We start from the raw sequence: 15,132 nt of genomic DNA, 5'->3' as shown, positions 1-15,132 counted from the left end.
TCACCACCCTTCCATCTGAGGCAAAGAAGTTATATATACTCTTTCGACACCACTTTGATAGGTGTTAAATAATGCCCTACATAGAGAAGCTTGAGCTTAAGGGGTTCAAATCTTATGGTAACAAAAAGGTTGTCATCCCATTCTCAAAGGGTTTCACAGCGATAGTTGGTGCCAATGGTTCTGGTAAGAGTAACATTGGGGATGCAATATTATTTGTTTTAGGAGGGCTTTCTGCAAAGGCTATGAGAGCTACCAGAATAAGCGACCTAATATTTGCTGGCACAAAAAGTGAACCTCCTGCGAAATATGCAGAAGTTGCAATATACTTCAATAATGAGGACAGAGGCTTTCCTATAGATGAGGATGAAGTCGTGATTAAGAGAAGGGTGTACCCAGATGGCAGAAGTACATACTGGCTTAATGGTAGGAGGGCAACCAGAAGTGAAATCTTGGACTTGTTGAGTGCTGCAATGATATCTCCAGAGGGATACAACATAGTCCTCCAGGGTGATATTACCAAGTTTATTAAAATGTCCCCAATCGAGAGGAGGCTAATAATAGATGACATCTCCGGAATAGCTGAGTACGATGCCAAGAAAGAGAAAGCCCTTCAAGAGCTCAAGCAGGCTGAAGAAAATCTTGCAAGAGTTGATCTGCTAATTAGGGAAGTTAAGAAGCAATTAGACAAGTTAGAGAAGGAGAGAAATGATGCCTTGAGGTATTTGGACTTAAAGGAGAGAGTTGAGAAGGCGAGAGTTGCTCTTATTTTGGGAGAAATAAAGAAACTCGAATCTGAACTTAATGAAAATGAGGAGAAGAGAAAAAGGATCGAAAAGGAGATATCAGAAATAACTTCCAAACTCGAAGAAATAGCTAGATTAATTGTAGAAAAAGAAAGAGAGCTAAGAAGAATAGAAGAGGAGCTCGAAAAAGAAAGCAGTGAAGAGGCAGTGGAACTTACAAGGAGAATTGGAGAAATAACATCAAAAGTAGAGCTGGCCAAAAGGAACATTGAAGTTGCTAAGAGAGAAATTGAGGAATCTCAAACCAGGCTGATAAGGGCAAAGGAGGAGCTTAAGAGGATTATGACTGAAATTGAAAAGACGAAAGGGGCAATAAACAGGTGGAGTAAAAGGAGAGAATCGCTACTAGAGGAAATCAAGAAAAAAGAAGAAGAGAGGAATATTCTCGTTGTAAGATTGGGAGAAATAGACAGAACGTTTTCAGTAGCGAGAGAGGAGTTTGATTCTGTAGTAAGAGAATTGGAAGAAGCAAAGAGAAAGCTTTATGAGGGTGAGGCGGATATTAAAAGACTTAAAAATGAGAAAGAAAAACTTTCTTCAAATATTCTTGTTCTTAAAGCAAAGCTTCCTGGAATAAGAGAGAAAATTACCGAGCTAAAATCATTGCTTGAGGAAAAAAGAGCAGAGCTTAGCAATCTCGAAGGTAAACTTTCCTCGATTTCATCTAAGAGGAAGAAGGTCGAGGAAACAATCGAGAAAAAAGCTAATGATCTTGAGAAACTCAAGGCAGAGCTAGAAAAGTTTGAAAGAGAGCTAATTAAAGCTGAAGCTCAAAGTGAAATCAGGGGGAACAGGGCAGTTGAAGAACTTAAGAGATCTGGAATATCTGGAATTTATGGGACTCTAGCGGAGTTGATAAAGGTTAGGGACAAAAATTACTCAATAGCAGTTGAAGTTGCCTTGGGTAATAGGGCGGATAATGTTGTTGTTGAGAATGAGAAGGTTGCCGAAGAAGCAATTAAGTTTCTAAAAAGAAATAAGCTCGGAAGATTGACATTTCTACCTCTCAACAAGATAAAGCCAAGAACGCCAAATGATTCTGTTGGAACTCCAGTTGTGGATGTCATAGAATACGATCCAAGAATAGATGCTGCGGTTAGGTTTGCCGTTGGGGATACTGTAATAGTATCCTCCATGGAAGAAGCAAGGGATCATATAGGAAAGGTCAGAATGGTAACCTTAGAAGGAGAGCTTTATGAGAGGAGCGGGGCTATAACCGGTGGCCATTATAAACCTAGAGGCTTAGCTATTGATACAAGAGAGCTTCGGGAGAGAGTTAATTCTCTCAGGGCAAAAAAAGAATCTTTAGAAGCAGAGATAAACTCCCTAAAAGTTGAGTTGAGAGCTCTGGAGAGTCAAGGATTTGAGCTTAGGATAAAAGTTAGTGACGTTGAGAAGGAAATAGAGCTTACAAGAAAAGACTTGGATAGACTTCTAGCTGAAGAAAAAGCAATAAATGAAGAAATAAAACTTTCTGAGGAAAGAATCAAGGAAATCGAAAAGGCAATACACGATAAAAAAGGAGAGCTAGCAAAGCTTAGAGGGAGAATAGAAAGACTTGAAAAGAAGAGAGATAAGCTGAAAAAAGCCTTAGAAAATCCAGAAGCCAGGGAGTTAAGCGAGAAAATTAGAGAAGTTGAAGGAGAAATTGCAAAGCTCAGAGAAGAGCTGAGTAGAATAGAAAGTAGGCTAGAATCTCTAGACTCGAGGTTAAACGAGGAGCTACTTCCAAGGAAGGCTTCGTTAGAGGAGGAAATTGAGGGACTAGTGAATAAGATAAATGCGTTGAAGGCAAACATTTCAGAAAATGAAGCGAAGCTTAAAGAACTTGAAGAAGAACTCAACCACCTCAGGGAGAAAGAGAAAGATGTGTACTCAAGGATTGAGGAATACAGGGAAAGGAGGAGGGCTTTGGAAGAGGAGATATCAAACCTAAGAAGAGAAAAGGATGAACTCTCAAAGAGGGCTCAGGAGCTTAGGATAGAGGCAAACACTCTTAGAGTTAGGGACGCACAGTTAAGGGCTATGCTTGAGGAAAAGAGCTCGAGATTGAAGCATTTTGATAAGGAGCTTATAAAATCGATTAAAGAAATCCCACTAGATCTAGAAGGATTGAAGAAAGAAATAGAAAGAATGGAGGAAGAAATACGTTCCTTAGAGCCCGTTAACATGAAAGCGATCGAGGATTTTGAAATTGTAGAAAGGAGATACCTTGAGCTTAAGAGTAAGAGAGAGAAGCTCGAGGCTGAAAAGGAGAGCATAATAGAGTTCATAAATGAAATTGAAAGGGAGAAGAAGAATGTATTTATGAAGACATTCGAGGCAATAGCAAAGAACTTCTCCGAGTTGTTTGCGAAGCTTTCTCCTGGAGGTAGTGCAAGGCTAATTCTTGAGAACCCAGAGGATCCATTCTCTGGAGGTTTGGAAATAGAAGCAAAGCCCGCTGGAAAGGATGTGAAGAGGATAGAGGCTATGAGTGGAGGAGAAAAAGCGTTAACTGCTTTAGCTTTTGTATTTGCGATTCAGAAGTTCAAACCTGCTCCCTTCTACCTCTTTGATGAGATAGATGCCCATCTGGACGATGCAAACGTTAAAAGGGTTGCTGATCTTATAAAGGAGTCATCAAAAGAGAGCCAGTTCATAGTGATAACACTTAGGGACGTGATGATGGCCAATGCGGACAAAATAATAGGAGTAAGCATGAGAGATGGTGTTAGTAAGGTTGTTTCCTTAAGCCTTGAGAAGGCAATGAGGATATTGGAAGATATAAGAAGGAGGCAGGGGGAGTTGCCTCACTAATGGTGCAGGTGAGAAGGAATGGAGTCGAGGTTTGAGCCAGAAGTTACTCCCGTGGATATTCTCCTTCAGCTGGTGAAAATGGGAAAGGTTGATCCATGGAATATAGATATCGTTGATTTGACTGAGAAGTACATAAAGATGTTGAGGGAAATGCAGGAGCTTGATCTCAGGATCTCCGCGAGGGCTATTCTTGCTGCTGCAATTCTCGTAAGGATGAAAAGTGAGGCACTTTTGAAAGAGGATGAAGAGAAAGACGAGGAAAAGGAGGAGGAGAGAATAAAGGTTGAGGTTGATCCCCTAGTTCCTCCTCTCCGTAGGGTTGAGAGGTACTACACCCTTGATGACCTGATAGAAGCGCTTATGGATGCCCTAGAGGAGGCCGAGAAGAGAAAGCCAAAAAAGAAAAAGAAGGTAGAGATCGAAGAGGAGATCTTTGTAGTTGATGATTTCAGAGTAGATATCGAGAAACACGTTAATAGGCTTTATGAAATAGTCAAAAAGCTGTATAGCGAAACTAAGAGGCCCATAAGGTTCTGGGACCTTGTGTTTGACACGGATCCGAAAATAATAGCAAGGACATTCCTTTATCTTCTCTTTCTAGAGAACATGGGAAGGGTGGAAATGATTCAGGAGGAACCCTTTGGAGAGATACTAGTTGTCCCTCTTGAAGTTAGCTAAAGTAGAAGAGTGCTCTCTCCCATTTCTTCGCTGGTCTAAGGGTTAGGATGAGTAAGGGCTCTTCTGACCCTATATACATAACCTTCTTTTCTTTGTTTATGTAGAAACAGTATTCTCCCTGAGGAATCCCCTCTAAAAACTTGCTTGGTCTTGTTATTCTGACGGTCTTCTCATCTAGGAAAATGCACTCATATACCGCGTTTATTTCCTTCACGATCTTCTTAATTTCTTCAATAGACAGTTTTTTGCATTCAAGCCTTGTTGCTACAGCTGTTTTTCTTCCGTCCGTGAATAGGATTGTATCCTCAACGTTTATTCTTACACAATTTGAAAGGAAAGAAAATAGGGCAGAATAGACCGATCTTATATCCCTTTTCTTGCTTAGCCTTTTTATTATTCTCTCCTTTGCGTGCTTAGTTAGTAGCATTTTTCTCCTGCTTGTACTCCTTTGCTGCTTTAACAAGTCCGTGGAAGACAGGGGCTGGCTTCATTGGCCTTGATTTAAACTCTGGGTGGAATTGAGTTGCTATGAAGTATCTCTTGTCTGGAAGCTCCAAGATTTCCATTCTCCTCTCATCGTCTCCAGCTATTCCGCTGAACACCAAGCCTGCCCTTTCAAGTGCTTCTATGTAGTCTGGGTTGACTTCCCACCTGTGTCTGTGCCTTTCATATGCAATCTCCTTCTTATAAAGTTCGTAAGCAAGTGTTCCCTTCTTTATCTTTACAGGATATGCTCCAAGTCTCATAGTTCCTCCTAGCTTATCTAGGTTTCTCTGCTCTGGCATTAGATCGACTACTGGGTAGGGAGTCTGAGGATCTATCTCTGTTGAGTGCGCTCCTTTCATTCCCAGAACGTTCCTAGCGAATTCGACAACTGTCAACTGAAAGCCAAAGCATATTCCCAGGAATGGTATATCATTTTCCCTTGCATATTTTATTGTCATTATCTTGCCTTCAGATCCCCTCGCTCCAAATCCTCCAGGGACTATTATCCCGTCAACACCATCCAGGAGCTTTGTTCCATGCTCTTCTATGTCCTCGGCTTCGACCCATCTTATCTTTACCTTTACTTCATTGCTGACGCTAGCGTGCTTTAATGCTTCTTTAATGCTAAGGTATGAATCCGTCAACTTTACATATTTCCCTACTATTGCTATTTCAACGGTCTCCTGGAGTGCCTTATACTTGGCAACCATCTTTTCCCATTCCCTAAGGTCTGGCTGTCTATCTTCTAGCCCTAGTCTCTTGACGAGGTACCTCCCTAGACCCTCTCTTTCCAGCAGTAGTGGGACTTCGTATGTATCCTCAACGTCATATGCGCTTATTACAGCCTCTTCTGGAACGTTTGTAAACAGACTTATCTTTTTTCTGGCTCCCTCCTCCAGAGGATCTTCGCTTCTTGCCACTATGGCATCTGGCTGTATTCCAAGGCTTCTCAGTTCTTTAACGCTGTGTTGGGTTGGCTTTGTTTTCTGTTCACCAACAACCCTAAGCTTTGGTACGTATGTTACGTGGACAAACGCAACGTTCTCTCGACCCTCTTCGAGTTGCATCTGCCTTGCTGCCTCAAGGAAGGGCATGCTCTCTATGTCCCCTACGGTTCCCCCGATCTCCACGACAACAATATCGTAATCCTTTGCGATCTCTCTTATTCTCCTTTTAATCTCGTCAGTTATGTGTGGGATCACTTGAACTGTAGCTCCAAGGTATTCTCCCTTTCTCTCTTTCTCTATGACCGTGGAGTACACTTTGCCCGTGGTTATGTTGTGATCGAAGGTTAAATTTGTGTCGAGAAATCTCTCATAGTTTCCCAGGTCTAGATCAACTTCCCCTCCATCTTCAAGAACAAATACTTCTCCATGCTGGTAAGGATTCATTGTCCCAGCATCATAGTTCAGGTATGGATCTATTTTGATATTTGTTGTTTTATACCCTCTTGCTTTCATGAGAAGTCCAATTGAGGCACTGGTGATCCCTTTACCAAGCCCGCTAACAACTCCTCCAGTTACGAAGATAAACTTCGTCATAGTTGAGGGCTAGTATGCCTCATTTAAAACCTTTCGTTCTTTCGATAATTTTATTCTCATAAAACTTTTAAGTGTGGGTTTCCAAAATACTAGCGGAAATTCAAAGAAAAAGCTTTTTTGCGGGTGATAGAGATGAACGAGGCAAATATTAAGGAGCAGTTGAAGCCTTTTTTCGAGCCTAGGGCTGTTGCAATAATTGGAGCAACTAACAAGAAGGGAAAAGTTGGAAATGTCATTTTTGAGAACTTCAAGAGGAACAAGGAGAAGGGAATATTCAAAGGCAATATATATCCCGTTAATCCAAAGCTCGACGAAATAGATGGGTACAAGGTTTACCATGACGTATCTGAACTTCCCGAGGATACGGATCTAGCCGTCATTGCAATTCCCGCGCCGGCGGTACCAGAAACAATGAGAAAAATAGCAGAGAAGGGAATCAAGGCTGTCATAATAATTACTGGCGGTTTTGGAGAGCTTGGAGAAGAGGGCAAGAGGATGGAAAGAGAGATTCTTGAGATAGCTAAGGCACACGGGATAAGGGTTATTGGGCCAAACTGTGTCGGTGTTTACGCTCCCGATACTGGAGTAGATACGGTTTTCCTTCCTGAGGAAAAAATGGACAGACCAAAAAGTGGGCCAATTGCTTTCATAAGCCAGAGTGGAGCATTTGCTGCCGCAATGCTTGACTGGGCTACAATGGCGGGGATTGGAATAGGAAAGATGGTCAGTTATGGAAACAAGATTGATGTAGACGATGCAGATCTAATGGAGTACTTTGCCCAAGATGACGAGATCAAAGTCATGACCTTTTACATAGAAGGTGTTAAAGACGGAAGGAGGTTCATGGAAGTTGCCAAGAGAGTTACCAAGATAAAACCGATAATCGCACTAAAGAGCGGAAGGACAGAGTATGGTGCGAGGGCTGCATCCTCTCACACGGGTAGCCTAGCTGGTCAGGACGTAATCTATGACGCTGTCTTTAAGCAGACGGGAATAATAAGGGCTGAAGACTTTGAGCATATGTTCGATTTAGCTAAGGCATTTGCAAAGTGCAAACTTCCTAAGGGGGATAGGATAGGGATAATTACCGATGGCGGTGGAGCTGGAGTAATGGCTAGCGATGCTGTGGCAAAGTTTGGTCTGAAGCTTGCTGAATTGAGCGAGGACACGATAAAGTTCCTCAGGGAGAGATTTCCACCCCATGCAGTCGTTGGTAATCCAACGGATGTTGTTGGTGATACAGATGCAGAGAGGTACAGACTTGCACTTGAAGCGTTCACTAAAGATCCTAACGTTGATGCAATACTCGTAATTGTCCTGTTCCAGGTTCCATTGTTAGATGAAGAGGAAGTCATAAATATTATAGCAGACTACGCAAAGAAGAGTGAGAAGCCGATAGTTGCCGTAGCAATGGGAGGATATAAGACGGACAAATACGCCAGGATGCTTGAAGAAAAGGGAGTTCCTGTTTATCCAACCCCTGAGAGGGGAGTTAGAGCTTTAGCTGGTTTGGTTAGATATGCTCAATATTTGAGGGGGAATGGAGAATGAGGGAGGAGGCCGTTAAGGTTATTGAAGAGGTCTTGAAGCAGGGCAGGACTGCCATGGTAGAGTACGAAGCAAAGCAGGTTTTAAAGGCTTATGGTCTTCCAGTTCCCGAGGAGAAGCTTGCGAAAACACTGGATGAAGCCCTTGTTTATGCTAAGGAAATTGGCTACCCAGTGGCAATGAAACTTATGTCCCCCCAGATACTCCATAAGAGCGATGCTAGAGTTGTGATGCTCAACATAAAGGATGAGGAAGAGCTCAAAAAGAAGTGGGAGGAGATTCATGAAAATGCTAAAAAATACAACCCCAACGCAGAAATTCTTGGAGTGCTAATAGCCCCAATGTTGAAGCCGGGCAGGGAAGTCATAATTGGAGTTACAGAGGACCCACAGTTTGGTCATGCAATAATGTTTGGTCTTGGTGGAATCTTTGTTGAGATTCTTAAAGACGTAACCTTTAGACTTGTCCCAATTACAGAGAAGGATGCAAGGAAGATGATTACAGAGATTAAAGCATATCCAATCTTGGCCGGTGCAAGAGGTGAGGAACCTGCAGATATAGATGCCATCGTTGACATGCTTCTCAAGGTTTCCAAGCTCGTTGATGATCTCAGGGATTACATAAAGGAGATGGATTTGAACCCCGTCTTTGTGTACAACAAAGGTGAAGGAGCGGTTATAGTGGACGCAAGGATAATTCTAAAGTCAGGGGAGGAAAAGAAGCCTGAAGGAGAGTACAGAGAGGAAAGGTGTGCCTAACCTTCTTTATATTTTTCCTGGATGTAACCGATTATGTCATGGATTATAAGTAGGCTTATGCCGGCATCTACCGCCGAAAGGAGATTCCCCACAATAAGGAAGAGAAGGGCGAAAAGAAATTCAATCCCTGCATATATGAGGGCCACTTTTATCGCTATTTTTACTTCTCTCATAACACCAATGGCTAAAAGAAGACTGAATACTGAAAAGCCAAGATATAAATTTGAGCGTTTGGAGTAAATCAACAATAGTATGGCATTAAGGGCCAGAAGATATCCAGCTAGCTTTAGGGGCTTCATATTACCTCCCTTGGGAGCTTGTCTTTAACTTTTTCAAGTATATTTTTGAACTGACCAAGTCCAGCCCTAACTACGGGAAACTTTGGTACGAAGGGGCAGGGGGGTTCTTCTTCTATGCTTATCTCAAACGTTCCAATTTCCTTTGCTATCTTCACAATTTCCTCTTTGTCCAGGGCTATCAACGGTCTTATTACTGGAAGGTCAGTTGCAGTGCTTATCACCATTAAGTTATCAAGAGTCTGAGAAGCTACTTGACCTAGGGAATCTCCCGTAATTATGGCCTTTGCTCCAATCTTTTTTGCATACTCTGTTGCTACTATATACATTGTATACTTACAGAACACACACGTCCATTTTGCCTTTCCTATCTCTTTGAGTTTCTCAAATACCGGCCCCTGGACTTCATATGCATCAACGATATAGGGATCCTTAACTCTGTCTCCATGAATTTCCCTCAACTTATCAACTATCCTCCTCACTTTATCCTCTTTAATTTCGTCTTGCCTAAAGTGGAGGGGATAAACCTCTGCCCCTCTGCTGGCCATCAGATGGATTGCAACTGGGGAATCTATTCCTGAACTTAACAACGCGACAACCTTCATTGTTTCCACCCTAGGTAAATCATGTATGCTAAGATGATGACTGCTCCAAATATCTCTGGCACGGCTAATCCTACTCCAACCTTTATAAGGCCTATCATTACCAGAAATGTCCCCAGTGCTATCCATTTAATTCCGTAAAGGGCCATGTCGAGGAAGGAGAGGAGGTAAGTTAAAACTGCCGAAGGGGTGTGGAGAGGCTTCTCTTCTGGGAATACCCCTACAAGGATTAGAAAAAGCATTGCAATCTGGAGAATTTTCCTATTTAGTACTTTAGCTGTTATAAGGCCTAGAAAACCGAGCCCAATTATATAACTGTTGAACATCCAGCCATTTGGGTTTTTCAGAGAGCCCATATCGCTTAGAGCGTTTCTCATGAACGAAAACCAAGGGTTCTTATGGATAACTATGATGAGGCCAATTATGAAATAAATTGCAGTCAATATTGGAAGGAATCTTTTGACTATCTTCATTGTGCTCCCTTTTGGGTTGTGGAAAACAATACTTATATATTAATTTTTGAATTTCAAATTCGATGTCAGATAGAGAGTTAGTTGCATTCGTTTACATGGGTGGTAATGAATTTGAGTGGCTCTTTTTCGAAGTGTATGAAAGAGTGAAGGAGTATCTGAGGGATGTGGGACTTCCTATATACCCACTTTATGCAGGCAGAATTAGGCTTCCTCCTGGAACTTTGGTCAGGGTTAGTACAGAAAGTGGAATTGTTAATATGTATTCTTTTGAAGCTGTTGTTGAGGCTCTCTATGGAAGGCTAATTGAGATGAGGAATAATATTCATGATGAAACTGTCACAAAGATTTTTGGAATAACTACGTATCCCATAGGTTCGAGAAAGGAGTACTTCGATATATACAAGAAATACTTGGGTCTTCAAGTCTCTATAGGAAATTATCATGTTCTGGCACTCTCAATAAGGCCTTTTTACTCTGAAAATCGAGAAATATTCGTTGAAAGGGTATTTAAGGGTGTTCTTCATGAGCTTGGTCACTTGTATGGACTCTCACACTGCAAACGTGATTGTGTGATGAATCCTCCGGAAAATATAGAGGATTGGGACAGGAGGGCACCCACGTACTGTAATGAATGCCTAAAAAAGCTGAGGGCAAATATCAAGCTTGAATTTTAGTTCCAGGCTTCTGCTATAACATCGTGTTTGTGTATGCTCTCATTGCTTATGACCTTGACGTGTACTTTTCCTCTGAATTTTTCAATTGCTTTAGCGAAAATTTCCCTCGCAACATCTTCCACGAATTTGGGGTTCTCGTACATTCTTCTCACTACTGCATTTTCGTCGGAGGTTTTGAGGAGGGTATACGTTGGAGAGGAAAATGAGGACTCAACTACATCTATCATATCCTCAAGTGCAATATCTTCCTCAAAATTTGTAATTATTTCAAGTTCTGCAATCGCCCTTTGAATATGTGTTTTTCCTTGGTTATTTACCATTGCGTGAGGACACGCTGTGTTCCCTATAACTCTAACCTTCAAAACCTTCTTTATGGAGTTTTTTTCCTTTATAACCCCAACCTCAACGTCATAAGGTTCGTAGCTAATCTTTTTACTTGATGGAGTTTCTCTTTCTAAGATTAGTGTCGTCTTTATCCATACTTCGGCTCTTCTGTGTGGATGTTTCTTTTCGATCCTTTGAATGATTGAGAGGGCAAGCTCTTCTAGTGATGTGTGTATTCTCTTTACCTCTTCTTCGACTGCTTCACTCATTGCTTCTGTTATGCTTTCTACTAATCTGCTCATGTGAATTCCTTTCTTTTCTTCTGCTAGATCTATTGTAACTTCAAAGGTTGGAATGAATGTATACACTCTTCCTTTCCAGTTTATTTTTGCTATTGTTTTGAGGTTTGTTATGCCAACGCGGGGGAGGGGTATCTTTATTTCGGGCTCTTCTTCTTGGGTTTCAATATACAACTTCCCTCACCAAGAGCCAGAAAAGAAGGGCTATTTTAAAATATAATGGTTAAAATTAAAGAAGTCAGAAAAGAAGTTCAGCTCTTAATTGCGAGCTTTATGTCCTCAGCCTTGACGGTCTTTCTGCCAGCGTGCCTTGCAAACTCAACGGCCTTCTTTGAAACCTCAATTGCGTACTCCTCAAGGTACTCGGCGAGGATCTTTGCAGCTTCCTCGCTGACTCTCTCGGCACCTGCCTTCCTTATAAGCCTGTCAACTGGGGCAATTGGTAACTCTCCCATCATCCACACCTCCTATTTTCTTAAATTGTGGGGGATTTGCATTTTGTTTTTTGAAAATAGAAATATATAAACTTTTCGGATTTGGAGCCTTCTCATAATTTGTTGCAATAGTTAGCATATTATAATTAATGAACTCGTGCAATAGCGTTCTCTCATTGGCCTTATTTGTTGCATGGCCACTCGAGTTAATTACAATATTGATATGTTCTTTAATTACTTTTTTCTTACGTAAGATGTTTTGTCTGTTATTTTTCCATTTTCTATCTTGATAATGTCTAATTTCTCAAATCCAAGAGTTTCCATCTTATAGGCTATGAGATAATCTGCTATTTTTCCAAGTTTTGAATTTATTGCTTTGGTCAGGAAATATTTCTCCTCGTAGTCAACTATGACAGCTTTCTCTAGAAGGAATCCTATCTTTTGAATAACATCTCTCCGGTGCATTCCGATTATGTTGGTAAATATTCTGTATCTGGAATCTAGCTTTGAGGGATCCCCGAAAATAATGCTATTTGGATTTTTGGGAACTATTATTGGTTTTTCCATTGCTACAATTTCTTTTTCGCTCCACTTATCGACGAGAATTTTAAGTAACCATCTTGGATTTCCGGTCATAATTATGAGACCTGTGTTTAGCTCAATTATTTCTCCTAATTTTACCACTGGGCATTCCCCGGAATAAAGCTTAATTAGCTAGTTGATAACCTTTCCTTGGGGATGGGTTTGAAAGATGGTAAAATAATTCACGACCCCGTCCATGGAAGCATGAAAGTTCCTGAGGAAATTATGAAGATTGTTGAGACTCCGGAGTTCCAGAGGTTAAGGGGAGTTAAGCAACTTGGATTGGCTAATTTAGTATACCCTGGAGCGAACCATACTAGGTTTGAGCACTCTCTAGGAACATGGTACCTTGCTAGAAAGCTCTCTATGGAGCTAAAGCTTCCAGAAGAAGAGGCTCTATTAGTTCAACTGGCAGCTTTGTTGCACGATATAGGTCATGGTCCTTTTAGTCACACATTCGAAAGGATATATAGGGAGAGGTTAAAACTTCAAGATCACATGGAGATTAGTAGGGAAATAGTTGAAGGTAAAGTTGAAGTTTGTGAAGATGTTAATGAAATTCCTGATATAATATCCGATCTGGGGTATAAGCCTGCAGAGGTTGGAAAGCTTATTACTGGAACTCATGAGAAGAAGTATCTTAGAATGGTAATTCATGGAGATATAGACGTAGACCAGTTAGACTATCTAACGAGAGATGCTCACTATACTGGGGTTGCTCATGGAATAATAGATCTTGAGAGACTCTTGACAGTTATGAGAACTTTCAATGGTGAGCTTGTTATTGATGAAAAGGGGATTGAAGCCGTAGAAGGAATGCTAGTTGCGAGATCCTTAATGTATTCTAGGGTTTATTTTCACAGGACAGTAAAAATAGCTGAAGGAATGTTAGTTCGAGCTGTTGAATACGCTTTGGATGAAGGAGAATTAAAAGATTTTTGGAAAATGACTGATGACAGACTATTGGTAGAGCTTGAAGATCTTAGAGGTTATCCCCATGAGATAGTAAAGAGGATAAGGCAGAGAAAGCTTTTTAAGGCGGCGGTAATTTTGAGTCCCGACTCGCTATCGGGAGATGAGAGGAGATCTCTAGCATATCTTTATAGGAGTGCCAGAAAAAGAAGGGCTATTGAAACTGAGCTTTCGGAGTTGGTTGGGGCTAGGGAAGGAGAAGTTATTGTAGAACTCTCAATCCCAGAATTAATATTGAGCGAACCAAGATTAAAACAAGTGGAGGTTAACGTTCTATTGGAAAATGGCAAAATAGAACCAATTGCGAAGGTTACTCCCCTTGCATCTGCAATTAAAAGGAGGCAAACTCCTAGATGGATATTGCTTATAGCGTCTCCATCTGAATATGTCGAGAGGATTAGGAAGGTGTGGAGAGACGTTATATTTGCATGATCCCCTTTAATCTATGGAGGAGGAGAAACTCTTGAGAAAACATTAATAAACATGTTAGGAAAAGATGTGTTGGTAATTTATCACGAGGATAGGGGTGATGAAAGTGGGTCTCTTTGATGTGCTTAAAAAAACTGAATCTCAGAAGAAGAAGCCAAAGCTTCCAGTTTCTGTAAAGGATAAAGTAGTTGAAACGAAGAGTGCTGATGTTGATTTAGTTCCTGTTGAAGAGGATACTATAGTTAAGGAGATCATTAAGCCAAAGGTTATATATGTCAAGAAAATCGTTGTGTCCACTTATAATGACCTCAAGAGGGTTTCAGAAGAGGTGAGTGCTGGGAATATAGTAGTCGTTGATTTAAGTCCTTTAGAGTCAAAGCAAGAAATCCTAGCCAAAGTGGCAGAACAGTTGCAAATGAGTGCAAATACCTTCGGATGGGGAATAGCAAGCCTTTGCAGGGAGACTCCAAAGATTCTGATAACTCCTCCAGACATAAAAATAATGAAGGAGTAGTTCTCTCTCCCTTTTCATAAGATTTAAATATGATTGGTAGAGCTGGGGTATTTGGTGGTGTTACGTGAAAGTGAAAACAATAATGACTAAGGATCCAGTGACAATAACATTGCCTGCAACAAGGAACTATGCAATCGAATTATTCAAGAAACACAAAGTTAGGAGCTTTCCTGTTGTTAATAAGGATGGAAAGCTAGTGGGAATCATTAGCATAAAGAGAGTACTAACGAATCCAGATGAGGAGCAGTTAGCAATGCTTGTTAAGAGAGATGTCCCAACAGTTAAGGCCAATGACGACCTTAAGAAGGCAGCAAAGCAAATGCTTGAGTATGATTATAGGAGGGTTATTGTTGTTGATGACGAAGGAAGACCCGTTGGTATTCTGACCGTAGGAGACATAATTAGGAGGTACTTGGCAAAATCTGAAAAATATAAGGAAGTGGAGATAGAACCTTATTACCAGAGGCATGTTAGTATAGTCTGGAAGGGAACTCCTCTAAAAGCAGCGTTGAAGGCTCTTCTCTTATCAAATGCAATGGCCCTCCCTGTGGTTGATGACAATGGTGAGCTTATTGGAATAGTCGACGAAACAGACCTTCTAAGGGATAGTGAGATTGTGAGGATAATGAAGTCCACTGAGCTTGCTGCATCTAGCGAGGAAGATTGGATACTTGAGAGTCATCCTACACTTCTGTTTGAGAAGTTTGAGCTACAGTTGCCCAACAAGCCGGTCGAAGAGATAATGACAAGAGATGTTATCATAGCAACTCCTCACATGACCGTCTATGAAGTTGCCAAAAAGATGGCCAAGTACCATATTGAACAGTTGCCAGTAATCAGAGGAGAAGGAGAATTAGTGGGTTTGATAAGAGATTTCGACCTAATAAAGGTTTTAGTGAAGTCAAAGTGTTAGCTCTCTT

Annotated in this window: 16 protein-coding genes; 8 read left to right on the top strand and 8 right to left on the bottom strand. The window is 41.1% G+C overall.

What is annotated here, in order from left to right; genetic code table 11:
• Positions 1-71 precede the first annotated feature (71 nt).
• Positions 72-3,602, top strand: a complete 3,531-nt coding sequence (smc, locus tag PY04_RS09005) for a chromosome segregation protein SMC (RefSeq protein ID WP_014734813.1) — start codon at positions 72-74, stop codon at positions 3,600-3,602.
• A gap of 18 nt (positions 3,603-3,620) precedes the next feature.
• Entirely contained in the window at positions 3,621-4,280 is a 660-nt protein-coding gene (locus PY04_RS09000) for a ScpA family protein (protein ID WP_014734812.1), read from the top strand.
• On the opposite strand, the gene PY04_RS08995 is transcribed toward PY04_RS09000, so the two are convergent.
• Both PY04_RS08995 and PY04_RS08990 read right to left on the bottom strand, forming a co-directional pair.
• Entirely contained in the window at positions 4,273-4,707 is a 435-nt protein-coding gene (locus tag PY04_RS08995; RefSeq protein ID WP_014734811.1) for a hypothetical protein, read from the bottom strand. The genes PY04_RS09000 and PY04_RS08995 overlap by 8 nt on opposite strands.
• Complete coding sequence (locus PY04_RS08990; RefSeq protein WP_014734810.1) at positions 4,694-6,307, bottom strand: CTP synthase; 1,614 nt, start codon at positions 6,305-6,307, stop codon at positions 4,694-4,696. Before PY04_RS08990 ends, PY04_RS08995 begins: the two co-directional genes overlap by 14 nt.
• A gap of 132 nt (positions 6,308-6,439) precedes the next feature.
• On the opposite strand from PY04_RS08990, the gene PY04_RS08985 reads away from it, so the two are divergent.
• A complete protein-coding gene (locus PY04_RS08985) occupies positions 6,440-7,858 on the top strand; it encodes an acetate--CoA ligase family protein (protein WP_014734809.1) in 1,419 nt (472 codons plus the stop codon).
• A complete protein-coding gene (locus PY04_RS08980; protein ID WP_014734808.1) occupies positions 7,855-8,613 on the top strand; it encodes an acetate--CoA ligase family protein in 759 nt (252 codons plus the stop codon). The genes PY04_RS08985 and PY04_RS08980 overlap by 4 nt, the downstream gene beginning before the upstream one ends.
• Here PY04_RS08980 and PY04_RS08975 read toward each other — a convergent pair.
• The 3 genes from PY04_RS08975 to PY04_RS08965 are packed head-to-tail and all read right to left on the bottom strand — an operon-like array spanning position 8,610 to position 9,984.
• Positions 8,610-8,912 carry a hypothetical protein gene (locus tag PY04_RS08975; protein WP_014734807.1) on the bottom strand — a complete coding sequence of 101 codons (303 nt, stop codon included), beginning with the start codon at positions 8,910-8,912 and terminating at the stop codon, positions 8,610-8,612. The two genes, PY04_RS08980 and PY04_RS08975, sit on opposite strands and share 4 nt — an antisense overlap.
• Positions 8,909-9,514, bottom strand: a complete 606-nt coding sequence (locus PY04_RS08970) for a 7-cyano-7-deazaguanine synthase (protein WP_014734806.1) — start codon at positions 9,512-9,514, stop codon at positions 8,909-8,911. The genes PY04_RS08975 and PY04_RS08970 overlap by 4 nt, the downstream gene beginning before the upstream one ends.
• A complete protein-coding gene (locus tag PY04_RS08965) occupies positions 9,511-9,984 on the bottom strand; it encodes a DUF998 domain-containing protein (protein WP_014734805.1) in 474 nt (157 codons plus the stop codon). The genes PY04_RS08970 and PY04_RS08965 overlap by 4 nt, the downstream gene beginning before the upstream one ends.
• 62 nt (positions 9,985-10,046) lie before the next feature.
• On the opposite strand from PY04_RS08965, the gene PY04_RS08960 reads away from it, so the two are divergent.
• On the top strand, positions 10,047-10,658 hold the full coding sequence (locus PY04_RS08960) for a peptidase (RefSeq protein WP_048056145.1): 612 nt from the start codon (positions 10,047-10,049) through the stop codon (positions 10,656-10,658).
• On the opposite strand, the gene PY04_RS08955 is transcribed toward PY04_RS08960, so the two are convergent.
• The 3 genes from PY04_RS08955 to PY04_RS08945 form a co-directional block, all read right to left on the bottom strand.
• A complete protein-coding gene (locus PY04_RS08955; protein ID WP_014734803.1) occupies positions 10,655-11,455 on the bottom strand; it encodes a GTP cyclohydrolase IV in 801 nt (266 codons plus the stop codon). The genes PY04_RS08960 and PY04_RS08955 overlap by 4 nt on opposite strands.
• Positions 11,456-11,532: 77 nt before the next feature.
• On the bottom strand, positions 11,533-11,736 hold the full coding sequence (gene hpkA, locus PY04_RS08950; RefSeq protein WP_048056246.1) for an archaeal histone HpkA: 204 nt from the start codon (positions 11,734-11,736) through the stop codon (positions 11,533-11,535).
• Positions 11,737-11,949: 213 nt separating this feature from the next.
• A complete protein-coding gene (locus PY04_RS08945) occupies positions 11,950-12,399 on the bottom strand; it encodes a hypothetical protein (RefSeq protein WP_048056144.1) in 450 nt (149 codons plus the stop codon).
• Between the two features lie 54 nt (positions 12,400-12,453).
• Here PY04_RS08945 and PY04_RS08940 point away from each other — a divergent pair, with 54 nt between their 5' ends.
• From PY04_RS08940 to PY04_RS08930, 3 genes are all read left to right on the top strand, one after another.
• Positions 12,454-13,701: an HD domain-containing protein gene (locus tag PY04_RS08940; RefSeq protein WP_014734800.1), complete on the top strand. Its 1,248-nt coding sequence runs from the start codon at positions 12,454-12,456 to the stop codon at positions 13,699-13,701.
• A 103-nt stretch (positions 13,702-13,804) separates the two neighbouring features.
• Entirely contained in the window at positions 13,805-14,212 is a 408-nt protein-coding gene (sepF, locus tag PY04_RS08935; protein WP_014734799.1) for a cell division protein SepF, read from the top strand.
• A gap of 64 nt (positions 14,213-14,276) precedes the next feature.
• Positions 14,277-15,125, top strand: coding sequence for a CBS domain-containing protein (locus PY04_RS08930; RefSeq protein ID WP_048056142.1), 849 nt, complete (start codon positions 14,277-14,279; stop codon positions 15,123-15,125).
• Positions 15,126-15,132: the final 7 nt, after the last annotated feature.

Origin of the sequence: Pyrococcus sp. ST04, from assembly GCF_000263735.1 — an archaeon.
Classification (GTDB): Archaea; Methanobacteriota_B; Thermococci; order Thermococcales; family Thermococcaceae; genus Pyrococcus.
Note: the sequence above shows the minus strand (reverse complement) of the source record. Positions and strands in the feature narration are given on the sequence as shown.

Bases quoted from the DNA above. Each gene is read 5' to 3' on its own strand.
- PY04_RS08985 (WP_014734809.1), top strand. From the start codon at position 6,440: ATGAACGAGGCAAATATTAAGGAGCAGTTGAAGCCTTTTTTCGAGCCT.
- PY04_RS08980 (WP_014734808.1), top strand. From the start codon at position 7,855: ATGAGGGAGGAGGCCGTTAAGGTTATTGAAGAGGTCTTGAAGCAGGGC.
- PY04_RS08940 (WP_014734800.1), top strand. From the start codon at position 12,454: ATGGGTTTGAAAGATGGTAAAATAATTCACGACCCCGTCCATGGAAGC.
- PY04_RS08995 (WP_014734811.1), bottom strand. From the start codon at position 4,707: ATGCTACTAACTAAGCACGCAAAGGAGAGAATAATAAAAAGGCTAAGC.
- PY04_RS08965 (WP_014734805.1), bottom strand. From the start codon at position 9,984: ATGAAGATAGTCAAAAGATTCCTTCCAATATTGACTGCAATTTATTTC.
- PY04_RS08975 (WP_014734807.1), bottom strand. From the start codon at position 8,912: ATGAAGCCCCTAAAGCTAGCTGGATATCTTCTGGCCCTTAATGCCATA.
- hpkA (WP_048056246.1), bottom strand. From the start codon at position 11,736: ATGGGAGAGTTACCAATTGCCCCAGTTGACAGGCTTATAAGGAAGGCA.
- PY04_RS08970 (WP_014734806.1), bottom strand. From the start codon at position 9,514: ATGAAGGTTGTCGCGTTGTTAAGTTCAGGAATAGATTCCCCAGTTGCA.
- PY04_RS08990 (WP_014734810.1), bottom strand. From the start codon at position 6,307: ATGACGAAGTTTATCTTCGTAACTGGAGGAGTTGTTAGCGGGCTTGGT.
- PY04_RS09000 (WP_014734812.1), top strand. From the start codon at position 3,621: ATGGAGTCGAGGTTTGAGCCAGAAGTTACTCCCGTGGATATTCTCCTT.
- PY04_RS08960 (WP_048056145.1), top strand. From the start codon at position 10,047: ATGTCAGATAGAGAGTTAGTTGCATTCGTTTACATGGGTGGTAATGAA.
- smc (WP_014734813.1), top strand. From the start codon at position 72: ATGCCCTACATAGAGAAGCTTGAGCTTAAGGGGTTCAAATCTTATGGT.